This is a genomic window from Micrococcus sp. 63XJN7_6_ISO-PGPR-S23-444 (assembly GCF_058072765.1).
Map to the genome: position 1 here is coordinate 369795 of NZ_CM176516.1, position 20685 is coordinate 390479.

19 protein-coding genes and 2 tRNA genes are annotated in these 20685 nt (G+C 74.2%); 13 read left to right on the plus strand and 8 right to left on the minus strand.

The annotated features are described in order from the left end of the window. Positions 1-9 precede the first annotated feature (9 nt). Positions 10-1311 carry a DUF4032 domain-containing protein gene (locus AC3RJ9_RS01695; protein ID WP_036315928.1) on the minus strand — a complete coding sequence of 434 codons (1302 nt, stop codon included), beginning with the start codon at positions 1309-1311 and terminating at the stop codon, positions 10-12. A gap of 107 nt (positions 1312-1418) precedes the next feature. On the opposite strand from AC3RJ9_RS01695, the gene AC3RJ9_RS01700 reads away from it, so the two are divergent. The 5 genes from AC3RJ9_RS01700 (at position 1419) to AC3RJ9_RS01720 (ending at position 6575) form a co-directional block, all read left to right on the plus strand. After that, entirely contained in the window at positions 1419-2291 is an 873-nt protein-coding gene (locus AC3RJ9_RS01700; protein WP_036315925.1) for a DsbA family protein, read from the plus strand. A gap of 119 nt (positions 2292-2410) precedes the next feature. Further along, a tRNA-Thr gene (locus AC3RJ9_RS01705) sits at positions 2411-2487 on the plus strand. 276 nt (positions 2488-2763) lie between these two features. Beyond that, a complete protein-coding gene (locus AC3RJ9_RS01710) occupies positions 2764-4215 on the plus strand; it encodes a S8 family peptidase (RefSeq protein ID WP_233569911.1) in 1452 nt (483 codons plus the stop codon). A gap of 201 nt (positions 4216-4416) precedes the next feature. Further along, positions 4417-4490 (plus strand) — tRNA-Val (locus tag AC3RJ9_RS01715). A 168-nt stretch (positions 4491-4658) separates the two neighbouring features. Then, a complete protein-coding gene (locus tag AC3RJ9_RS01720; RefSeq protein WP_206496027.1) occupies positions 4659-6575 on the plus strand; it encodes a threonine/serine exporter family protein in 1917 nt (638 codons plus the stop codon). Positions 6576-6588: 13 nt separating this feature from the next. Here AC3RJ9_RS01720 and AC3RJ9_RS01725 read toward each other — a convergent pair whose 3' ends face one another. Next, the gene (locus AC3RJ9_RS01725) at positions 6589-7266 is read right to left on the minus strand and encodes a uracil-DNA glycosylase (RefSeq protein WP_101967273.1); all 678 of its coding nucleotides are present in this window, start codon (positions 7264-7266) and stop codon (positions 6589-6591) included. A 36-nt stretch (positions 7267-7302) separates the two neighbouring features. Here AC3RJ9_RS01725 and AC3RJ9_RS01730 point away from each other — a divergent pair, with 36 nt between their 5' ends. The 3 genes from AC3RJ9_RS01730 to groL all read left to right on the plus strand — a co-directional run bounded on the left by AC3RJ9_RS01730 (position 7303) and on the right by groL (position 10601). After that, on the plus strand, positions 7303-7647 hold the full coding sequence (locus AC3RJ9_RS01730; RefSeq protein WP_152743975.1) for a DUF3263 domain-containing protein: 345 nt from the start codon (positions 7303-7305) through the stop codon (positions 7645-7647). A gap of 3 nt (positions 7648-7650) precedes the next feature. After that, positions 7651-8649, plus strand: a complete 999-nt coding sequence (locus tag AC3RJ9_RS01735; RefSeq protein WP_101967274.1) for a LytR C-terminal domain-containing protein — start codon at positions 7651-7653, stop codon at positions 8647-8649. 320 nt (positions 8650-8969) lie between these two features. Beyond that, positions 8970-10601, plus strand: a complete 1632-nt coding sequence (gene groL / locus AC3RJ9_RS01740; protein WP_036315916.1) for a chaperonin GroEL — start codon at positions 8970-8972, stop codon at positions 10599-10601. A 110-nt stretch (positions 10602-10711) separates the two neighbouring features. Here the strand turns inward: groL and AC3RJ9_RS01745 are convergent, their stop codons facing one another. The 5 genes from AC3RJ9_RS01745 to AC3RJ9_RS01765 form a co-directional block, all read right to left on the minus strand. Next, positions 10712-11644, minus strand: a complete 933-nt coding sequence (locus tag AC3RJ9_RS01745) for a DUF4031 domain-containing protein (protein WP_010079420.1) — start codon at positions 11642-11644, stop codon at positions 10712-10714. Positions 11645-11711: 67 nt separating this feature from the next. Next, positions 11712-12002 carry a WXG100 family type VII secretion target gene (locus tag AC3RJ9_RS01750; RefSeq protein ID WP_010079419.1) on the minus strand — a complete coding sequence of 97 codons (291 nt, stop codon included), beginning with the start codon at positions 12000-12002 and terminating at the stop codon, positions 11712-11714. A 55-nt stretch (positions 12003-12057) separates the two neighbouring features. After that, positions 12058-13863, minus strand: coding sequence for a sensor histidine kinase (locus tag AC3RJ9_RS01755; RefSeq protein WP_010079418.1), 1806 nt, complete (start codon positions 13861-13863; stop codon positions 12058-12060). Position 13864: 1 nt separating this feature from the next. After that, a complete protein-coding gene (locus tag AC3RJ9_RS01760; RefSeq protein WP_489727675.1) occupies positions 13865-14575 on the minus strand; it encodes a response regulator transcription factor in 711 nt (236 codons plus the stop codon). Between the two features lie 78 nt (positions 14576-14653). Then, positions 14654-14917 carry a hypothetical protein gene (locus AC3RJ9_RS01765; RefSeq protein WP_010079416.1) on the minus strand — a complete coding sequence of 88 codons (264 nt, stop codon included), beginning with the start codon at positions 14915-14917 and terminating at the stop codon, positions 14654-14656. A 211-nt stretch (positions 14918-15128) separates the two neighbouring features. Here AC3RJ9_RS01765 and AC3RJ9_RS01770 point away from each other — a divergent pair, with 211 nt between their 5' ends. Both AC3RJ9_RS01770 and AC3RJ9_RS01775 read left to right on the plus strand, forming a co-directional pair. Continuing rightward, on the plus strand, positions 15129-15512 hold the full coding sequence (locus AC3RJ9_RS01770; RefSeq protein ID WP_010079414.1) for a cold-shock protein: 384 nt from the start codon (positions 15129-15131) through the stop codon (positions 15510-15512). A 3-nt stretch (positions 15513-15515) separates the two neighbouring features. Beyond that, positions 15516-16001: a DUF3027 domain-containing protein gene (locus tag AC3RJ9_RS01775; RefSeq protein ID WP_101967277.1), complete on the plus strand. Its 486-nt coding sequence runs from the start codon at positions 15516-15518 to the stop codon at positions 15999-16001. A 91-nt stretch (positions 16002-16092) separates the two neighbouring features. Here AC3RJ9_RS01775 and serC read toward each other — a convergent pair whose 3' ends face one another. Continuing rightward, positions 16093-17220, minus strand: coding sequence for a phosphoserine transaminase (gene serC / locus AC3RJ9_RS01780; protein WP_020628348.1), 1128 nt, complete (start codon positions 17218-17220; stop codon positions 16093-16095). A 128-nt stretch (positions 17221-17348) separates the two neighbouring features. Between serC and AC3RJ9_RS01785 the strand changes: the two genes are divergently transcribed. The 3 genes from AC3RJ9_RS01785 (at position 17349) to AC3RJ9_RS01795 (ending at position 20670) form a co-directional block, all read left to right on the plus strand. Then, positions 17349-18071 carry a metal-dependent transcriptional regulator gene (locus tag AC3RJ9_RS01785; RefSeq protein WP_020628347.1) on the plus strand — a complete coding sequence of 241 codons (723 nt, stop codon included), beginning with the start codon at positions 17349-17351 and terminating at the stop codon, positions 18069-18071. Positions 18072-18230: 159 nt separating this feature from the next. Further along, the gene (locus tag AC3RJ9_RS01790) at positions 18231-18725 is read left to right on the plus strand and encodes an HNH endonuclease (RefSeq protein WP_020628346.1); all 495 of its coding nucleotides are present in this window, start codon (positions 18231-18233) and stop codon (positions 18723-18725) included. A 76-nt stretch (positions 18726-18801) separates the two neighbouring features. Continuing rightward, positions 18802-20670, plus strand: coding sequence for an ABC transporter ATP-binding protein (locus tag AC3RJ9_RS01795; RefSeq protein WP_186319878.1), 1869 nt, complete (start codon positions 18802-18804; stop codon positions 20668-20670). Positions 20671-20685: the final 15 nt, after the last annotated feature.

The following is a 20685-nucleotide window of genomic DNA, read 5'->3' on the forward strand; positions in this document are numbered from 1 at the left end:
CGGCCGGCGTCAGTCCGCGTCCGCGGGTGGGACGGCGCGCAGCATGGTGGTCGTGGGGTGCAGCGCCACCGCGTCCTCGTCGCGGCGGGTCCGCAGCACCGTGTCCACGTAGGAGTCCACCGCCTCCTGCAGGGGCACGGCCTGGCCGCGGGCCTCGGAGAGGTACCAGCGGTGCTCGAGGAGCTGGTGCATCACCTCGGCGGGCTCGAGCTTGGCCCGCAGCTCGAGGGGCACCGAGTGGACCACGGGGTCGAACACCTCCACCACCCAGCGGTGCGCCGCGCTCTCGATGTCCATGTACGGGTCCCACTCCCGGCGGGCGGCCTCGATGTCGACGAGCAGCCGCCGGGCCTGGTTCTCCTGGACTTCGAGTCCCGTGAGGCGGGTCAGCCGACGGCGGTGGTAGCCCGCGTGGATCTCGACGGGTCGGGCGATCATCATCCCGGGGGCGTCGGCGGCGCGCAGCGAGTACTCGGCCAGCTCGAAGCCGAGCTCCTGCAGGCGGCGGACGCGGCGGTCCAGGCGCCACGGCTCGGCGCGGGGGAACAGCAGGGGCCCGGTCAGCTCGTCCCACAGCCGGCGGTAGGAGGCCACGAGCAGGTCCGGCGTGGTGACGGGGTCCACCTCCGGGTCCAGCAGCCCGCTGGCCTGCAGGTCCAGCAGCTCGCCGCCCACGTTCACGGCGGCCACGTCCAGGTCGTGCTCGCGCTGCCCGGTGGACAGGCGCTGCCGGAGCTCGCCGGTCTCGGCGTCCACCAGGTGGGCGGCGAACCCGCCCGCGTCGCGCCGGAACAGGACGTTGGACAGGGAGACGTCACCCCAGAAGAACCCCTCGAGGTGCAGCTCCACGAGCAGGGTCGCCAGCGCGTCCATGAGCCGCACGAGGGTGCGGCGCTCGAGGCGCTCCGAGAACACGGCGCGGTACGGCAGGGAGAAGCGCAGGTGCCGGGTGACGAGGGCGGCGGGCAGCGGCGTGCCGTCGTCGTGGGTGCGCCCGGTGACCACGGCCACCGGCACCACCGACGGCGCGGGGCCCCGCTCGAGCCGGCGCAGCAGCCGGTACTCGTGGAACGCGAGCTCCTCCGTGGTCTCCTTCACCGCCACGATGCCCCCGCCCATGCGGGCGAAGCGCACCACGTGACGGGAGATGCCCCGCGGCAGGGCCGCCAGCACCTCACGCGGCCACGTCTCGAGGGGGAGCGCCCAGGGCAGGGCGAGCAGCGACGTCGCCGGGTCCTCGGAGGCGTCCCCCGAGGGGGCCCCCGTGATGGTCAGTCGATCGACGGGGGAGGGGGTCTCGACGGTGTCCATGGTCACGATCCTTCCAGACAGGGCCGCTATGCTCGCCTGGCGCGGCGCGCCCGCTGCCCGCCGGCTCCGGTGCTCGACCCGGACCGACTGCCCCACGAGGAGGACCCTTGGCCCGGAACACGTCAGGCTCGCACACCTCGGCGAAGGACGCCCGTGCGCGTGCCCGCCAGATCCAGGAGGAGCAGCGCAGGAAGGACCGCCGCCGCCGCACCGGCGTCATCTGGGGCTCGGTCCTCGCGGCGGTGCTCGTGATCGGCCTCGTCGTCGCGTTCGTGCTCAACCGCAACGGCGACGACGCCGCGGCCGCCGGCCCCATCCCTGCCGTGACGAACGAGCAGGGCGGCATCGAGTTGACCTCGGCCACGGGCCTGGCGGAGGGCGCGGGAGAACGCGAGGTCGACCCCTCGAGGATCGAGGTGCCGAAGCAGTCCGCGAGCTCCCAGCCCGAGACCCTGCCGGACACCGAGGCCCGGGCGGACGGCGAGCCGACGCGGATCGTGCTCTACGCGGACTTCAACTGCGTGCACTGCGCGGACTTCGAGACCTCCAACGCGGACCAGATCGAGCAGTGGCTCGAACAGGGCGAGGCCACGGTCGAGTACCGGATGGTGGACTACCTGAGCGCCCCGAACAACCAGAACTACTCGGCCCGCGCCGCCAACGCCGCGTACTGCGTGGCGGACCAGAAGCCCGAGGCCTACAACGGCTTCGTGGCCGCCCTGTTCGCCACCTACGACGAGCACCAGGGCAAGGGCCTGGACAACGCGGCGATCACGCAGCTCGCGCAGGAGCACGGCGCGGACATCGCCTCCTGCGTCGAGGACGGCACGTTCCGCTCCGCGGTCGAGCACACCACCCGCCAGGCGCGCGTCGCCGGCGTGGCCGGCACCCCCACCGTGTTCGTGGACGGGAAGAACTGGGCCCTCGACGGCGAGGACAAGACCTTCGCCGATTGGGCGGGCGCCAAGATCGCCGGCTGACCCGGCTGACCCGTCGCCGAGGTCCGCGGGGCGTCCCCACGCAGGGGGCGCCCCGCGCCGTCCGCCCGGGCCTTGTACGCTGAAAGGGCCGGCCGCGGCGCCCCGGGCGCCGGCCGCAGGCCTCCTTAGCTCAGCTGGCCAGAGCAGCTGCCTTGTAAACAGCAGGTCGCCGGTTCGAATCCGGCAGGGGGCTCCACCCCACCGCGGGCCCGACGGCGCCGCGCACCTCCGCCGGGAGGGCGCGGCGCCGTCGTCGTGTCCGGCGCGGGCCGACGCTGGGGCGCCGCTGTGCGCGCCCGTGGCCATCCGCCGGGCTCGGCTGGCGGATCCGCCAGAGATGCCTCGACCATCCGCCAGACTTCGACCCTGGGCCTCGTCGTGACGGAATCGTGACCTTACCGTGATCCCAGTCACCCCGGCCCGAGCCCCTCGGGCACCCGCGTCCGGTGGCCCAGAACTCCGAGGAGATCCCGTGCAGTCCTCCCCACTCCGCAGCACCCGCCGCCGCATCGGCGCCCTCGTGGCCGGCGCCGTCCTCGCCGGCGGGACCCTGACCTCGTCCCCCGCGCTCGCGGCCCCCTCCGGCGACGCCCCCGCCGCACCGGCAGCCACCCCGACCGCCGCCTCGCCCCTGGCGGCGGCGCAGGTCGAGGACCCGAACGCCGACGGCTACGACTCCTTCATCGTCACCTACAAGGAGACCGCCGCCACCGCCCACGCGAAGGGCCGAGCCAACGCCTGGGGCAAGGCCGCGAAGGAGGCCGGCGTCTCCGTGAAGGAGCTGCGTGAGACCGCGCTCGGCTCCCGCGTGATCAAGGCGGACCGCAAGCTGGACCAGGCCGAGTCCGCGAAGTTCATGGCCGACCTGAAGGCCTCCGGGGCGGTCGAGGCCGTGGAGCCGGACGCCATCCTCACCGCCACCGGCCTGAGTCCCGTGGACGCCCTCTACTCGCAGCAGTGGGGCTTCACCGGCACCCACGGCATGCGGGTCCCCGGTGCGTGGGACCGCACGACGGGCTCCGGTGCGACCGTGGCCGTCATCGACACCGGCATCACCTCCCACCCGGACCTCGACCGCAACGTCGTGCCCGGCTACGACTTCATCTCCGACGGCAGGGCGGCGCGCGACGGCGGGGGCCGCGACTCCAACCCGCGCGACGAGGGCGACTGGTACGCCGCTGGCGAGTGCGGCACCGCCGGTGCCTCCGACTCCTCGTGGCACGGCACCCACGTGGCGGGCACCGTCGCGGCCGTGGCCGACTCCCAGGGTGTCGTCGGCGTGGCCCCGAACGCGAAGATCCAGCCCATCCGCGTGCTCGGCAAGTGCGGCGGTTCGCTGTCCGACATCGCCGACGCGGTCGTGTGGGCCGCCGGCGGCACCGTGGCGGGCGTGCCGGCCAACCCGAACCCGGCGGACGTCATCAACATGTCCCTCGGCGGCTCCGGCACGTGCGGCACCACCTACCAGAACGCGATCAACGCGGCCGTCTCCCGCGGCGTGCCCGTCGTCGTGGCGGCGGGCAACGAGAACCAGCCCGCCGCCAACGTGCGCCCGGCCAACTGCCGGAACACCATCGTGGTGGCCGCCTCCACCTCGCAGGGCGCCCGCGCCTCGTTCTCGAACTACGGCTCCGCCGTGGACGTGACCGCCCCGGGCGCGAACATCATCTCGACCGTGAACAACGGCGCCACCACCCCGACGACGGCCGGCCACGCCGCCTACAACGGCACCTCGATGGCCACCCCGCACGTCGCGGGCCTGGCCGCCCTGCTGCTGGCCGAGCGGCCGAGCCTCACCCCGGCCCAGGTCGAGTCCACCCTCACGTCCACGGCCCGGTCCATGCCCGTGTCCTGCTCCGCGGGCTGCGGCGCCGGCCTGGCGGACGCCACCAGGGCGGTCTCCTCCCTCGGCGGCAGCTCCTGACCGGAGCCCGCCCCGGGCGCCGGGACCTCGTTGGTCGCCCAGGGCGGCGTCGAGCCCGGCGCCACGCTGACCGACGCCTTGACGTGCTCGTCGGCTCTCGACGGCCGCTCCGCCGTGCGCGGGGCGGCCGTCGCCCGGGTGGACAGGCGGCGCCGCCTGAGGTATCGTTCTTCGAGTTGTCACCCCCATGGGGCGACGCCCGGATCTTTAGCTCAGTTGGTTAGAGCGTTCGCTTCACACGCGAGAGGTCGCTGGTTCGAGTCCAGTAAGATCCACCGCAGCAGGGCCCTCCTCCGGGAGGGCCCTTTCGCGTCCCCGGGCCGCGGTGCCGACGGCCCCGGCGGGGGAGGTGCCGGCGTGGTTGGATGGACGCGTCGGCGGGGGGCTCGGCCCACCGCCGTGGCGCGTCCAGCGCCCGCACACGGAAGGAGAGGGTGAGCCGCATGGAGCAGGAGGGCACCCAGGAGCCGGCGCGGTTCGACCCCCGCATCGCGGAGCCCCCGGCCGTCCCCACGCTCATCCCCGTGCTGCGCCCGGCCGGCGCCGAGGACGCCGCCGCTGTCGGCGACCTCACGCTCGACCCGGAGGACCCCGGCCTGCTCGACCTCGACCCGGCGGAGTCGGCCCACCCGGCCGCGGTCGCCGTCGAGCCGACGGAGCCGCTGCCGCCCGTGGTCCGCCCCGCCGCCGCCGATCCGGTCTCGACGCCGGCGCCGGAGCCGGAGGAATCGGCCGAGCCGGAGGCGGAGACGCTGCCGGAGCCGGCCGCGGACGCGCCCCTGACCGAGCCGCCGCCGTCCGAGCAGGTGCCCACCTCCGTCCTGGCGCCCGCGGAGGCCGACGGCGCCCTGCCCGCCCCGGATGTGATCCCCGAGCCGGACGTCACCGTCCCGGACCCGGTGGTCCCCGTGGGCCCGCCCGAGAAGCGCGGGCGTCGGCGCGGCCGGCGCTCCCGCGAGGTCTTCGTCGAGAACCTGCCGACGCAGGCGCTCGTGCTGGCCGACCGCCTGCACTCCTCGCCGTACGGGCGCCGCATGCGCTCCACGCTGCAGCAGCGCCGCGCGGAGGCGCAGGCCCTCGAGGCCCGCACCACCCTGGACTTCGCGCTCAAGCTGGGCGAGACGATGTTCAGCTTCGGCGCGGCCTCGCTGGACGTGGAGACCTCGATCATCGTGGCCACGCAGGCCTACGGGATCCTCGAGACCGAGGTGGACCTGACCAACCAGTCCATCTCCCTGAACTACGCGCCCGACTCCTCACGCGGTGAGACCCCGTTCACCCTCCAGCGGGTGGTCCGCTCGTCCTCGGTGAACTTCGAGGGGCTCGTGGCCGTCCACCGGCTCGTCGAGGAGATCGCCGCGGGCGAGGTGGACCGGGCCGAGGCCCAGCGCCGGCTCGTGGAGATCCGGCATCAGCCCAAGCCGTTCCCCGCCGTCTTCGAGGTCCTCTTCTCCGGCGTGTTCGTGGCCTGCTTCGTGCCGTTCATCGGGGGGACCTGGACGAGCGCGGCCCTGGGCATGGTCTCCACCTGGCTGGTCTTCTGGCTCAAGGTCCAGGCGGACAAGGCGCGCTTCCCGGAGATCTTCTCCACGATGTTCGGGGCGATCACGGCCACGGTGATCGCGCTGATGGCCCACGCCCTCGACCTGCCGGTCAACCCGGCGCTGGTGATCGCCGGCGGCATCATGATGCTCCTGCCCACGGCGAGGTTCGTCACCGCGGTGCAGGACGCCATCCACGGCTTCCCGGTGACCGCCGCGGGCCGCTTCCTCTCCGCGCTGCTCGTGTTCGCCGGCGTGATGGCCGGGATCATGATCGCCGTGGGCATCGGGGATCTCCTGGGATTCGAACAGCTGGACCTGGCCGAGGCGGGGACGCTGAGCTATCCGCCGCTGCTGCTGCTGGGCCTCGTGATGGCCGCGGGCATGGCGGACGCGGTGGTGGAGCAGTCGCGGTGGCCCCAGATCCTGGCCTGCGGTCTCGTGTCCGGGGCCGGCTTCGGCGCGTACCTGGCGGCGCAGCAGATCGGGGTCAGCGACCGGCTGGTGCCCGCGGTCGCCGCGGCGGCGGTCGGGTTCCTCGGCCGCCTGGTGGCCCAGCGGCTCGCAGCCCCGGCGCTCGTGATCGTCCTGCCGTCCATGCTGTTCCTGCTTCCCGGACTCACCATGTTCCGGTCCGTCTACGGGTTCACCGTGGAGACCGGGGCCACGCTGCTGGGCGTCGAGGGACTGTTCAACGCCGCGGTCATCGTCGTGGCGATCGCGGCCGGCGTCGCCTTCGGCAACACCCTGGTCAAGCCGATCACCGACCGGATGGGCACGCTGCTGCCCACCGAACTCGTGATGCACCAGCGCCGCTGACCGGCGGCTCGGCTCAGTCGGGCAGGCGCCAGTCCACCGGCGCCGCGCCGGCCGCCTCGAGGAGCCGGTTCACCCGGCTGAAGGGCCGGGAGCCGAAGAACCCGCGGTGGGCGCTCAGGGGAGAGGGATGCGGGGACTCCACGACGCCGGCCCCCGCCGCCGCCAGCAGCGGCGCCATGCGCCGCGCGTCGGCTCCCCACAGCAGCCCCACGAGCGGGGTGCCGCGCGCGCAGAGGGCCCGCACCGCGGCCTCCGTGATCTGCTCCCAGCCGAGGCCGCGGTGGCTGCCGGGTGCGCCGGCCCGCACGCTGAGGGCGCGGTTCAGCAGCAGCACGCCCTGGTCCGTCCACGCGGAGAGGTCGCCGTGGGCGGGCGGGGTGATGCCGAGGTCGTCGTGCAGCTCCCGGTGGATGTTGGCCAGGGAGCGGGGCAGCGGCCGCACGTGGCGGTCCACCGCGAAGCTCAGGCCGATCGGATGGCCCGGCGTCGGGTAGGGGTCCTGGCCCAGCACGAGGACGCGGACGTCCGCGAACGGCTGACGGAACGCCCGCAGGATGTGCTCCGGCGCCGGCAGCACCTGCTCTCCGGCCGCCCGGCGGGCACGCAGGGCCTCGCCGACCTGCTCGAACGCGGCGGCCTGCGGGGCGAGGGCCGCCTCCCAGCCCGGATCCAGGGGCGCGATGAACTCCATGCCCCGAGAGTAGACCGGGTGGGTACAGTGGCCGCCATGTCCCACCCCACGCCCGTCTCGCCCGATCCGGCCCCGGACGAGGGTGCCCGCGCGCGGGCGCGACGGGACGAGCTGACGGACCTGGAGCGTGCGGTCCTGGACCTGGAGGCCGCCACCTGGCGGTACGGCGGGGCCAAGGACCACGCCGTCCGAGAGCGTCTGGGGCTGCCTCCGACCGCCTATTATCAGGTGTTGAACGGATTGCTGGACCGTGAGGCCGCCCTGGCCTACCGACCCCTGCTGGTCACGCGGCTGCTGCGCAAGCGCGGCACCCGCAGCCGGGCCCGGAGGGGACCCGCGGATCCGGCGCCGTCCACGCCCGCTTCCCGCCAGGAGAACTGACCCATGGCCTACCAGCCCGACCGCTTCGACGAGGTCCCCGAGTACACGGACCAGCGCGGCGCGCACCGCGAGTCCTTCGCCGCTGCCGGCGCGACCGCCGCGGGCGGGGGTCGCCGCCTGAGCCCGCTGCTCTGGGTGGCCGGCCTCGTCCTGCTCGCCGGCCTGTTCGTGGGCGTCGTCCTGCCGTGGCTCACCGGCGACCGCTCCGAGCCCGTCGCCGCCGAGAGCTCGACGACGGCCCCGGCGGTCGAGCCGTCGCCGTCGACGTCGACGTCGGCGTCGTCCGAGTCCTCCTCGGCGTCCTCCGCGTCGGCGTCGACTGCATCCGCGACCGAGTCCGCCACCCCGTCCGAGGACACGGCGGAGGCGTCCCGTTCCGCGGCTGCGGCCGCGGCTGAGTCCTCGCGGGTGGCGCAGGAGGCGGCCGCCGCAGAAGCCGCCGAGTCGTCCCGGGCCGCCGAGTCGTCCCGTGCCGCCGCGGAGGCCGCTGAGTCGTCCCGTGCCGCCGCCGAGGCACAGGCGGCGGAGGCCTCGCGTTCCGAGGCCGCCGCGCAGTCCGCAGAGGCGTCCCGGTCGGCGGCGGCCGTCCAGGCGGCGGAGTCCTCGCGCGCCGCCGCGTCCCGTTCGGCCGCCGCGGCGGAGGCCTCGCGCTCGCAGTCCGCGGCCGCGTCGAGCTCCCGTGCGGCCGCGCAGTCTGCGGCCGCGTCGAGCTCTCGTGCGGCCGCGCAGTCCGCGGCCGTGCGCGGCACCCACGTCACCGTGTACAACGCGACCCGCTCCCAGGGCCTCGCCGCCTCCTACGCGCAGCGGCTCACGAGCGCCGGCTACACCTCGGTGGACGCGAAGAACTGGAGCGGCTACGGCATCCAGTCCTCCACCGTCCTGTACAACGGCTCGGCCAACAAGGCCGCCGCCGAGGCGGTCGGCAAGGAGCTCGGCTTCCCGGTCATGCAGACCCCGAACCTGCAGGTGAACGGCGTCGCGGTGGTCGTCACCGGCTGACCCGCCCGCCGTGCGGCCGTGCCGGACGCGCACCCTTCCCGGCCCCCCGGCGGGGCGCCTCCCGAGGCGTTCTGCCGGGGGCCGTCCGCCGTCCGCGGAAGAGCGGGCTCCCGCACCGCGGACCCTTTGCACTCTCCCGGTGCGAGTGCTCATAATGGGGTTAGCACTCCGAAGGCGCGACTGCCAGCCGTACCCCGGTCGGTCCGGCGCCGTGGAGGAGGACCTGTCCACCGATGAGGCCCCCAGGGGCCGTCCGTCGCGGGCATCGGCGCGGGTCAGCCACCAGAAGTAGGAAGCCGACGTCCAGAAAGGACCTGCACATGGCCAAGACCATCGCATTCGACGAAGAGGCCCGCCGCGGCCTGGAGAAGGGCCTGAACACCCTGGCCGACGCCGTGAAGGTGACCCTCGGCCCCCGCGGCCGCAACGTGGTGCTGGAGAAGAAGTGGGGCGCCCCCACCATCACCAACGACGGCGTCTCCATCGCCAAGGAGATCGAGCTCGAGGACCCGTACGAGAAGATCGGCGCGGAGCTCGTCAAGGAGGTCGCCAAGAAGACCGACGACGTCGCCGGCGACGGCACCACCACCGCCACCGTGCTGGCCCAGGCGCTGGTCCGCGAGGGCCTGCGCAACGTGGCCGCGGGCGCCGACCCGCTGTCCCTGAAGCGCGGCATCGAGAAGGCCGTGGAGGCCGTCACCTCCGAGCTGCTCTCCGCCTCCCGCGAGATCGAGACCAAGGACCAGATCGCGGCCACCGCCTCGATCTCCGCCGCGGACAAGCAGATCGGCTCCCTCATCGCCGAGGCCCTGGACAAGGTCGGCAAGGAGGGCGTCATCACCGTCGAGGAGTCCAACACCTTCGGCCTCGAGCTCGAGCTCACCGAGGGCATGCGCTTCGACAAGGGCTACATCTCCGGTTACTTCGTGACCGACGCGGACCGCCAGGAGGCCGTCCTCGAGGATCCCTACATCCTCATCGTCAACTCGAAGATCTCCTCCGTGAAGGACATGGTGGCGATCCTCGAGAAGGTCATGCAGTCGGGCAAGCCGCTGCTGATCATCGCCGAAGACGTCGAGGGCGAGGCCCTGGCCACCCTCGTGGTCAACAAGATCCGCGGCACCTTCAAGTCCGTGGCCGTGAAGGCCCCGGGCTTCGGTGACCGCCGCAAGGCCATGCTCGCCGACATCGCCATCCTCACCGGCGGCCAGGTCATCTCCTCCGAGGTGGGCCTGTCCCTGGAGAACGCGACCCTCGACCTGCTGGGCACCGCCCGCAAGGTGGTCGTCACCAAGGACGAGACCACCATCGTGGAGGGTGGCGGCGACGCCGAGCAGATCGCCGGCCGCGTGGCCCAGATCCGCTCCGAGATCGAGAACACCGACTCGGACTACGATCGCGAGAAGCTGCAGGAGCGCCTCGCCAAGCTGGCCGGCGGCGTGGCCGTCATCAAGGCCGGCGCGGCCACCGAGGTGGAGCTCAAGGAGCGTAAGCACCGCATCGAGGACGCCGTGCGCAACGCCAAGGCCGCCGTGGAGGAGGGCATCGTCGCCGGCGGCGGCGTGGCCCTGATCCAGGCCGGCGCCAAGGCGTTCGGCGGCCTGCAGCTCGAGGGCGACGAGGCCACCGGCGCGAACATCGTGAAGGTCGCCATCGAGGCCCCGCTGAAGCAGATCGCCTTCAACGCCGGCCTGGAGCCCGGCGTCGTGGCGGACAAGGTCAAGACCCTCGACGACGGTCACGGCCTGAACGCCGCCACCGGCGAGTACGAGGACCTGCTGGCCGCCGGCATCAACGACCCGGTGAAGGTGACCCGCTCGGCCCTGCAGAACGCCGCGTCCATCGCGGGCCTGTTCCTGACCACCGAGGCCGTCGTCGCGGACAAGCCCGAGAAGGCCGCCGCCGGCGCCGAGGGCATGGACCCGATGGGCGGCATGGGCGGCATGATGTGATCAGCCGCTGAGCCGGCCCGGCCCGTTCGGGCGCCCAGCCAGCGAGGCCCGTCTCCCCGTCCGGGGAGGCGGGCCTCGCCGCGTCCGGGGCCGGCACCGGGGCGCCCCGCTCAGGCCGACAGCGCGGCTCGTTCCGCCGCCAGGTTGCGGCGGGCGGCGGCCTCCCACCGTGCTCGGCCGGGCGCGGTCCGATACAGCGGCCCGGCGTCCAGCAGGGCGTCCAGCACCGCGCCGCGACCGCGGGCCCAGTCCGCGTCGCACACGTGCGCGTAGTCCCGCCGCACCGCGGCCACGTAGCGGGCGTAGGCCTCGGGGGAGCGGCCGAGGACCTCGAGGTCCGCGTCCGAGAGCACCGCCCCGGCCGCGTCGTGCGGGGCGGGGTCGTGGGCGGCGGTGAGCAGCACGAGGCGTGCCACCTCGTCGACGACGTCGGCCGGCACGGCCAGCCGCGGATCGGTGAGCACGTCCCGGGCCAGGGCGGCCGAGTCCGCCTCGTCCTGGCCGGCGGGCGCGGTGGGGTCCCCGGCGTAGACGGCGTCGTGGAACCACGCGGCCAGGCGGACCGCACGCGGATCCGGCCCGGTCTCCGCCCCCGCCCGCTCGAGCAGGTCCACGGACTCGAGCACCGCGAGCAGGTGGGCCGGGTCGTGGTAGTGCCGATGCGGCTCCGCCCAGCGGGCCAGCAGGTCGCGTCCCGCCGTCGTCACCGCATCCGGGCTCGCCGCCGTGCCCTCGAACAGCCGCGCCCAGCGCCGGGCGAGGACGACGTCCCGCTTCTCGGCGCGGCTCCGGGCGGGCACGCGCAGCCCCGAGGCGGCGAGCCGACGCACCAGCTCCCGTCCGGTGACGGGCACCGCCCCGCGGGCCACGAGCTCGGCACGTCGGTGCGCGGGCACGTCGTAGTGGTCCCGGTCGAAGGCCCGCTCCGAGAGCCCTGCTGCCCGCGCGAACGCGTGGAGCTCCTCGAGGGAGGCGTCGGAGACGAGGTGGGAGAACACGGTGCCGTGGGCGGGCCACGCGGGCGGGTCGATCAGGACGGTCATGCCTCCACTCTAGGAAGCACGGACCGGGGCGCGGCCGGCCGGCCGCGCCCCGGTCCGTTCCGGGCGCTCAGAACCGGAACATCGCGGCGTTGGCGGTCTCCGCGTCCTGGTACTGGGTGGCGGCGGCGTCCATCGCGCGGCGGATGCCCGCCAGGGACTCCTCCACGCGCTGCTGGGTGGCGCGCCACTCGGTGAGCACGCCCTGGAAGTTCGCGGCCGCCTGGCCGCGCCAGGTGTCCTGCAGCTGGCGCAGGTTGGCCTCCATGGTGCTCACCTCCGCCTGGAGGCGTCCGATGGAGCCCTCCACCGCCCCGCTCTTGGCCCGCAGGTCCTCGACGTCGATCTGCACGATGCTCATGTGACTGTCCCCTCTGACGAGTGCTGATGGGCGGCGGGTGCCGCCGGGCACCACGCTAGGGACGGGCGTCCCGCTCCGCCGCCGGGTCGTCCTCGCCTGGGGACGGGGGGTCGGCCTGAGGCGCCTGTGCAGGAGCAGACGCCCGACGGCGGCGCTCGGCCGAGGCGCGACGGAACCGCTCCGCCGCACGCAGCAGGCGGCTGCTCCGGGCGGCGTCCGCGGCGCTGGCGCCGGCGCCCGACGGCGCGGCCAGGGCGAGGGGGCCGGTGGGCGGACCGGCCGCGTCGTCGTCGGTGTCCCGTGCGGGCAGGCGCTCGTCCTCGACGTCCTCGTCCGCCTCGTCCTCGAACGGTGCCCACGGCAGGTGGACGGAGAAGGTGGCGCCGCCGCCCTCGGTCTCCAGCAGCCGGACGGAGCCGCCGTGCTGGGCCACGATCGCCGCGACGATGGCCAGGCCGAGCCCCGTGCCGCCCGTCTCGCGGTGCCGGGAGGTGTCCGCGCGGTAGAACCGCTCGAAGATGCGGGCACGGTCCTCCTCGGACACGCCCGCCCCGTGGTCACGGATCTCGATCACGGAGCTGCGGCCCGCACCGTCCGCCCCCGCCTGGCCGCCGAGGTGGTCGACGGTGCCGACCGCGATCTCGATGGGGGTGCCGGCGGGGGTGTAGCGCAGGGCGTTGGTCATGAGGTTCACGACCACCTGGCGCATCCGGTTCTCGTCGCCGAGGATGGGCGCCGGGGCCGCCCGGTCGTCGTCGGGGCCCACGAGGGTGACCTTGCGGTCCGGGGCGTTCACGGACGCGTCCATCAGGGAGTCCATCGCGAGGATGAGCAGGTCCACCGGGGCGTGCTCGAGGGGGCGCTGCTCGTCGAGACGGGCCAGGGTGAGCAGGTCCTCCACGAGGCGGGTCATGCGGGTGGCCTCGGACTCGATGCGCTGCATGGCGGCGGCGACGTCCTCCTCCTCGCGCAGCCCGCCGTGCCGGTACAGCTCGGAGAACCCGCGGATGGTGACCAGGGGCGTGCGCAGCTCGTGGGAGGCGTCCTGCACGAAGCGGCGCATCTTGTCCTCGGAGATCTCCTTGTCCCGGAACGCGGACTCGATGTGCGCGAGCATGGCGTTGAGAGAGCGGGAGAGCCGGCCCACCTCGGTGTCGGGCGCCGCGCTCTCCACGCGCTGGCTCAGGTCGCCGGCGGCGATCTTGGCGGCGGTGCGCTCCACGCGGTTCAGGGTGCGGAACGCGCGCTGGACCGCCAGGTTGGCCACGATCACGGTGCCCGCCGTCGCGAGCAGGCCGATGGTCACGACGATCGAGGTGACGCGCTCGACGGAGGAGGTCACGCTCTGCAGGGGAAGGGCCACGGCCATGGTGCCGTCGCCGCTGCTGAGCCCGTACAGCTGCACGCGCCAGCCGCTCGAGTCCGGCTGTGTGCCGGGCACCTCGAAGGAGGCGGAGCCGCGCTCCAGGGCCTCGGCCGGGGTGATGTCCGGCAGGGCCGGCTCGTCCGCACCCGGCATCACCGGGGTCTGGACGACCCGCGCGCCCTCGTTGTCCCACACGACGCCGTAGAAGCGCAGGATGGGCAGCTGCGGCATGTAGTACTCGCCGGTCTGGGCGACGTTGGCCAGGTACATCGAGACGGTGTCCCGGTTGGCGGCCATGTCCTCGTCCAGCTGGCGCACCGCCTCCTGGCGGAACAGCACCGCGGTCGCCACGGCGGTGACGGCGACCAGGGCCAGCATGAGCGCCGCGATCATCACGACCAGCTTGGTGCGCAGGGACTGCCCCTGCCACGTGCCCCTCAGCCAGGCGCGCGGATGGCGGACGTGGGCCGCCGCGGCGTCGAGCCGCGCACGCACGTCAGCGCTTGTCCGCGGTGCGGAGCATGTAGCCGACGCCGCGCTTGGTGTGGATCATCTTCTCGTGGCCGCCGACGTCGATCTTGCGGCGCAGGTAGGAGATGTAGGACTCGACGATCGAGGCGTCCCCGTTGAAGTCGTACTCCCACACGTGGTCCAGGATCTGGGCCTTCGAGAGCACCCGGTTCGGGTTCATCATGAGGTAGCGCAGCAGCTTGAACTCGGTGGGGGAGAGCTCCACGACCTCGCCGCCGCGGCGGACCTCGTGCGCGTCGTCGTCGAGCTCGAGATCGTCCACGCGCAGCACCGCCGCGTCGTCGTCGTCGAGGGAGGCAGTGCGGCGCAGCACGGCGCGGATGCGGGCGACCACCTCGTCGAGGGAGAACGGCTTGGTCACGTAGTCGTCGCCGCCGACCGTCAGGCCGGTGATCTTGTCCTCGGTGCCGTCCCGCGCGGTGAGGAACACGACGGGGAAGTGACGGCCGGCGGAGCGCAGGCGGCGGGTCAGGGTGAAGCCGTCCATGTCCGGGAGCATCACGTCCAGCACGGCCAGGTCCGGCTGGAACTCCTCGGCGGCGTCCAGGGCCTCCCGGCCGTTGGCCGCGGCCGTGACCTCGAAGCCGGCGTAGCGCAGGGATGTGGAGAGCAGCTCGCGGATGTTGGGCTCGTCGTCCACCACCAGGAGGCGTGCTTCGGGGTTCTGAGGCTGCATGGGACCCAGTCAACCGCTCCGACCTGGGAGCACCCTGAAAGGGCGCTGGATGTCGCGGGGCGTCGTCGGCCCGGCGGCTCAGGGGCGCGAGCGCCGGACGGCACCCAGCACGACGTGCAGCAGCATCAGGCCGAAGCCGACGGGCAGGCCGAACAGCGCGAGCGCGAACAGCGCCGGGGACGCCGGCCACGCCAGGAAGTACGCGACCAGCAGGACCACCAGGGCCAGAGCGGACACCGCCGTCACGGCCACGCCCAGCACCAGGACGACGCCACGACCGCCCCGGTGATCGGCGGGGTCGGCGGCGGGCGCGGAGGCGGGGAGGGTGGAGGTCCGAGGCATGCCTGCCACTCTAGTCGGGCTATCCTGGGAGGTCATTGACGACCACGTCCTCCGCCGTCCCCTCCGGGCGCACGGCCAGGCTGGTCCCACCGATGCCGCGGCGCACCGCCACGCCGGTGCCGGACCCCGCCGACCCGAGACGAGAGCACGGCCGCCCCTGCGGCGCCGGCCCGACGCGGTGGACCCACATGACGAGGAGCAGGTGACGCACATGCCCACCGGACGCATCAAGTTCTACGACTCGACCAAGGGCTTCGGGTTCGCCCAGACGGACGAGGGTGAGGAGGTCCACGTGCCCGCCTCGGCCCTGCCGGCCGGGGTGACCGAGCTGCGCGGAGGCACCCGCGTGGAGTTCGGCGTGGCCGAGGGCCGCCGCGGCAAGCAGGCGCTCTCGCTGCGCGTGCTCGACGCCGCGCCCTCGGTGGTCCGCAACCACCGACCCGGCGCCACCGAGATGGCCGTCCTCATGGAGGACCTCATCACGTGGCTGGACCAGGCCTCCAACGGCCTGCGCCGCGGCCGCTACCCCCAGCGCGCCCAGGCGCAGAAGATGGCGCAGGTGCTGCGCCGTGTCGCCGACGACCTGGAGGCCTGAGCCATGACCACCCACGACGACGCCCCGCGCGTCGACCACCGGAGCCCCGACGCCGAGCCCGCGCCCGCCGAGGAGAGGACGGCCGCGCCGCCCGCGCGTCGCCGGGCCCCGCGCCGCGACGAGCTGCTCGCCGCCGCCGTGGACGCCGCCCGCGCGGGGCTGGCCGGGCTGGCCGCCCCGGACGAGGTGGGGGAGCACGTGGACGTGCTCGTGGACGACGACCGGCTCCTGACGCACCGCTTCGCGTGCCGCATGCCCGGCTACGCGGGCTGGCTCTGGTACGTGACGATCGCCCGGGCCCCACGCGCCAAGCAGGTCACCGTGTGCGAGACCGGCCTCATGGCGGGGGAGGGTGCGCTCGTGGCGCCCCCGTGGGTGCCGTACGCCGAGCGCGTGAACGAGGAGGAGCGCGAGCGGCTCAAGGCCGTGGCCGAGGGCCGTGTGCCCGGCGCCCCGGCGCCTGAGACCGCGCCGGACGACCGCGGCTGAGACGGCGCGCCCCGGCTGACCCGCCGGGGCGGACACGCAACGGGCCCGCGGTGGAGTCCCCCGCGGGCCCGTGTCCCCGTCCGGGGACGGCTCAGGCCAGGCGCTCGACCACGTGGTCGATGCAGCGCAGCAGCGCCGCGACGTCCTCGGGCTCGGTCGCGGCGAAGGTCGCGATCCGCAGCTGGTTCCGGCCGAGCTTGCGATAGGGCTCCACGTCCACCACGCCGTTCGCGCGCAGGGCCTGGGCGACCGCCGCCGCGTCGACGTCGTCGGAGAAGTCGACGGTGCAGACCACGGCGGAGCGGTCCTCGGACCGGGCCACAAAGGGCGTGGCGAACGACGACGCCTCGGCCCACGCGTACACGCGCGAGGAGGAGTCGGCGGTGCGGGCGGTCATCGCGTCCAGCCCGCCCTGACCGTTCATCCAGCGCAGCTGCGCGTCCAGCATGACGAGCGTGGCCAGCGCGGGCGTGTTGTAGGTCTGGTCCTTGAGGGAGTTCTCCACGGCCGTGGCCAGGTCCAGGAACGCCGGGATCCAGCGGCCGGACTCCTTGATCTCCGCGACCCGCGCCAGGGCCCGCGGGGAGAACAGCGCGAGCCACAGACCGCCGTCGGACGCGAAGTTCTTCTGCGGCGCGAAGTAGTACACGTCCGCCTCGGACACGTCCACCGGCAGGCCGCCCGCGGCCGAGGTGGCGTCGACGACGACCAGCGCGTCCTCGTCGATGCCCGCGGGGCGGACGACGGGCGCCATCACGCCGGTGGAGGTCTCGTTGTGCGGCCACGCGTACACGTCGACCCCGGCCACGGCCTCCGGCTCGGGGCGGGTGCCCGGCTCGGAGGTGCGGATGTCCGACGGCGCCAGGAACGGCGCCTGGTCGGTGGCCTTGGCGAACTTCGAGCCGAACTCGCCGAAGCTCAGATGCTGGGCGCGCTCGCGGACCAGGCTGAAGGCGGCCGCGTCCCAGAACGCGGTGGAGCCGCCGACGCCGAGGATCACCTCGTAGCCCTCCGGCGCCGAGAACAGCTCGGCGACGCCCGACCGGACGCTCGCCACCAGGTCCTTGACCGGCTTCTGACGGTGCGACGTGCCGAGCAGCCCGGCTGCGTCCTGGAGCGCGCTCAGCTGCTCGGGGCGGACCTTGGAGGGGCCGGCGCCGAAGCGGCCGTCGGCCGGCAGCAGGTCCTGGGGGATGGTGATCTCGGCGGGGGAGGTCATGCGTGCTCCTGACGCTTCGGGGTCGCGGGTCGCGCCCATTCTCCCGCGCCCGGGACCACCGGCCGTCCACGTGACTCACGCCTCGCTAGGATGTCCGGGACGAAGAGCCCGAGGGAAGAGGACGTGCCATGACGGATCTGATCGACACCACCGAGATGTACCTGCGCACGATCCTCGAGCTCGAGGAGGAGGGCATCCCCCCGCTGCGCGCCCGCATCGTCGAGCGTCTGGAGCACTCCGGCCCCACCGTCTCCCAGACCGTGGCCCGCATGGAGCGGGACGGGCTGGTGCACGTGGGCGCGGACCGTCGGCTGGAGCTGACCGTGGCGGGCCGCGAGCGGGCCGTGTCCGTGCTGCGCAAGCACCGCCTGGCCGAGCGCCTGCTCGCGGACGTGATCGGCCTCGAGTGGGAGCTCGTCCACGAGGAGGCCTGCCGCTGGGAGCACGTGATGAGCGACCAGGTGGAGCGCCGCCTGCTCACGCTCCTGGAGAACCCCACCGAGACCCCCTACGGCACCCCGATCCCGCCCCGGCCCGAGCAGGCCTCCGCCGAGGACTGGAGCCGCGACATGGGCCTGGCGGGCGCCCGGCTCTCCGAGGAGGCCGCCACCGCCGGCCGGTTCCGCGTCCGCGGGCTGGCCGAGGGCGTGCAGACCGACCCCGAGCTGCTGGCCCAGCTGGCCGGCGCCGGCGTGACCCCCGGCCGTGTGGTGCGTGCCGAGGCCGCCCGCGACGCCGGGTACATCCGGGTCGAGGGCGAGGCGGAGGACGGCGCGGCCGCGGACGGCGGGGCCCTCGAGCTGGCCGAGGCCACGGCCGCGCACGTGTGGGTCGAGCGTCTCGACGGCTGAGGCGCGGCGCGCCGTCGTCGTGCGTGACGGGGGCGTGATGGCCCGGTGACGGGCCGGTGAACCTCTTCCGCCGCCGCAGGCGACACGCGGCGCGCCGATGCACCCGCGTCTAGCGTGGGGACACGACGCCCCTGTGTCCCCACGCTTCCGAGGCCCCCGATGCGCACACTCGTCCTCAACGCCGGCTACGAACCCCTCTCGGTCGTCTCCGACCGCCGGGCGCTGCTGCTCGTGGCCACCGGCAAGGCGAGCGTGCTCGAGGACGCCGGTGACCCGATGCGCAGCCCCACCCGCGCGTGGGGCCGACCCCTCGTGATCCTGCTGCACCAGTACATCCGGGTGCCCCACACGGATGCGGCCCCGGTCTCCCGCAAGGGCGTGCTGCGCCGGGACGGACACCGCTGCGCCTACTGCGGCGCCCACGCCACCACCGTGGACCACGTGCGGCCGCGCTCGCGGGGCGGCGAGAACTCGTGGGAGAACCTCGTGGCCTGCTGCCTGCGCTGCAACGGGGCGAAGGCGGACCGCTCGCTCGAGGCCCTGGGCTGGCGGCTGCGGGTGGAGCCGGTGCGCCCGCGCGGGGCCCAGTGGCGGATCCGCGAGCTGGAGCGGCCCGCCGAAGCGTGGCGGGACTACCTGCGCCTGGCGGCCTGACGCCGGAAGCGGAATCGCGCCCGCCCGTGCCCGGCGGTTCCTAGACTCTCCAACGGTCGAGAGAGCGGAGGGGCCCATGAGCATGGAGTCGGCGGCACGGATGTCCATGATGCGGATGACCCGCGGGCAGTCCGACGCCCAGCAGAGCCTCGCCCGCGGCACGGTGCGCCGGACCATCGCGTTCGCGGGCCGGTACCGCACCCGCCTGATCGTGTTCGTCGCGGCGTCCATCGTGGGCGCGGTGCTCGGCGTGGCCTCGCCCGTGCTGGCCGGCGACGTCGTCAACGCGATCACCGGCGGCGCGGACCGCGGGCTCGTGGTGCGGCTGGCCCTGCTGATCGCCCTCGTGGCGGTGCTCGACGCGGCGCTGTCCGTGTTCACCAAGTGGCTCTCCGCCGGGCTGGGGGAACAGGTCATCTACGACCTGCGCACCGCCGTGTTCGACCACGTGCAGCGCATGCCGGTGGCGTTCTTCCAGCGCACCCGCACCGGCGCGCTCGTCTCGCGCCTGAACAACGACGTGATCGGGGCGCAGTCGGCGATCTCGCGGACGCTCTCCGGCGTCGTCGCGAACGTGGTGTCCGTCGCGCTGACCCTGGGCGTGATGGTGGCCACCAGCTGGCAGGTCACCGTCCTGTCCCTCGTGATGCTGCCGCTGTTCCTGCTGCCGGCCCGGGCGGTCGGCTCGAAGCTGGCGGGCCTGTCCCGCGAGCGGGCCGGGCACAACGCGGCCATGGGCGACCAGATGACCGAGCGGTTCTCCGCTCCCGGCGCCACACTCATCAAGCTCTTCGGCCGCCCCGCCGCCGAGTCCGCCGAGTTCGCCCGCCGCGCGGACCGCGTGCGCGCCACCGGCGTGGACATCTCCGTGCGCCAGGCCGTCTTCACCACGCTGCTCACCCTGGTCTCCGCGCTCGCGCTCGCGGCCGTGTACGGCGTGGGCGGGCTCCAGGCGATCGCGGGCACCCTCGACGCCGGCGACGTCGTCACCCTCGCCCTGCTGCTGACCCGCCTGTACGCCCCCCTGACCGCGCTGGCGAACGCCCGCGTGGAGATCATGAGCGCGCTCGTGAGCTTCGAGCGCGTGTTCGAGGTCCTGGACCTGGAGCCGCTCATCACGGAGCCCGCGCGGCCCGCGGCCCTGCCGGAGGGGCCCCTGTCCGTGCGGCTGCGGGACGTGCGCTTCGCCTACCCCACCGCGGAGCAGGTGTCCCTGGCCTCCCTCGAGGAGGTCGCCGTGCTGGACACGCGCGGCGGCGAGGAGGTGCTGCACGGGATCGACGTGGCCGTGCCCGCCGGGGCCACCGTGGCCCTCGTGGGCTCTTCGGGTGCGGGCAAGTCCACCATAGCCTCGCTCGTCACGCGCCTGCACGACGTCACCTCCGGCGCCGTCGAGATCGGCGGCGTGGACGTGCGGGACCTCGCGTTCGCGGACCTGCAGCGGGCCGTGGGCATGGTGACCCAGGACGGCCACCTCTTCCACGAGACCGTGCGCGCCAACCTGACGCTGGCCCGCCCCGACGCGACGGACGAGCAGCTGTGGGACGCCGTCGAGCGGGCCCGCCTGCGCCCCGTGGTCGAGGCGCTGCCGGACGGGCTGGACACCGTGGTCGGCGAGCGCGGCTACCGCCTCTCCGGCGGCGAGCGGCAGCGCATGACGATCGCGCGGCTGCTGCTGGCGGCTCCGCGCGTCGTGGTGCTGGACGAGGCGACGGCGGCGCTGGACTCCACCAACGAACGCGCCATCCAGGAGGCGCTGGGGGAGGCGCTGGCCGGGCGGACCGCGATCGTGATCGCGCACCGGCTCTCCACCGTGCGCAGCGCGGACGAGATCCTCGTGGTCGAGGCCGGGCGGATCGTGGAGCGCGGCACGCACGCCGCGCTGCTCGCGGCGGGCGGGCGGTATGCGGAGCTCTACACCACGCAGTTCGCCGACGCGGAATGAGGCGGCGACCGGACC

What these genes read in the sequence shown, in the direction of transcription:
- serC (WP_020628348.1), bottom strand. Translation starts at nt 17,220, where the DNA reads ATGACCTCCCCCGCCGAGATCACCATCCCCCAGGACCTGCTGCCGGCC.
- AC3RJ9_RS01795 (WP_186319878.1), top strand. Translation starts at nt 18,802, where the DNA reads ATGAGCATGGAGTCGGCGGCACGGATGTCCATGATGCGGATGACCCGC.
- groL (WP_036315916.1), top strand. Translation starts at nt 8,970, where the DNA reads ATGGCCAAGACCATCGCATTCGACGAAGAGGCCCGCCGCGGCCTGGAG.
- AC3RJ9_RS01770 (WP_010079414.1), top strand. Translation starts at nt 15,129, where the DNA reads ATGCCCACCGGACGCATCAAGTTCTACGACTCGACCAAGGGCTTCGGG.
- AC3RJ9_RS01695 (WP_036315928.1), bottom strand. Translation starts at nt 1,311, where the DNA reads ATGGACACCGTCGAGACCCCCTCCCCCGTCGATCGACTGACCATCACG.
- AC3RJ9_RS01765 (WP_010079416.1), bottom strand. Translation starts at nt 14,917, where the DNA reads ATGCCTCGGACCTCCACCCTCCCCGCCTCCGCGCCCGCCGCCGACCCC.
- AC3RJ9_RS01725 (WP_101967273.1), bottom strand. Translation starts at nt 7,266, where the DNA reads ATGGAGTTCATCGCGCCCCTGGATCCGGGCTGGGAGGCGGCCCTCGCC.
- AC3RJ9_RS01785 (WP_020628347.1), top strand. Translation starts at nt 17,349, where the DNA reads ATGACGGATCTGATCGACACCACCGAGATGTACCTGCGCACGATCCTC.
- AC3RJ9_RS01730 (WP_152743975.1), top strand. Translation starts at nt 7,303, where the DNA reads ATGTCCCACCCCACGCCCGTCTCGCCCGATCCGGCCCCGGACGAGGGT.
- AC3RJ9_RS01750 (WP_010079419.1), bottom strand. Translation starts at nt 12,002, where the DNA reads ATGAGCATCGTGCAGATCGACGTCGAGGACCTGCGGGCCAAGAGCGGG.
- AC3RJ9_RS01745 (WP_010079420.1), bottom strand. Translation starts at nt 11,644, where the DNA reads ATGACCGTCCTGATCGACCCGCCCGCGTGGCCCGCCCACGGCACCGTG.
- AC3RJ9_RS01775 (WP_101967277.1), top strand. Translation starts at nt 15,516, where the DNA reads ATGACCACCCACGACGACGCCCCGCGCGTCGACCACCGGAGCCCCGAC.
- AC3RJ9_RS01720 (WP_206496027.1), top strand. Translation starts at nt 4,659, where the DNA reads ATGGAGCAGGAGGGCACCCAGGAGCCGGCGCGGTTCGACCCCCGCATC.
- AC3RJ9_RS01760 (WP_489727675.1), bottom strand. Translation starts at nt 14,575, where the DNA reads ATGCAGCCTCAGAACCCCGAAGCACGCCTCCTGGTGGTGGACGACGAG.
- AC3RJ9_RS01790 (WP_020628346.1), top strand. Translation starts at nt 18,231, where the DNA reads ATGCGCACACTCGTCCTCAACGCCGGCTACGAACCCCTCTCGGTCGTC.
- AC3RJ9_RS01735 (WP_101967274.1), top strand. Translation starts at nt 7,651, where the DNA reads ATGGCCTACCAGCCCGACCGCTTCGACGAGGTCCCCGAGTACACGGAC.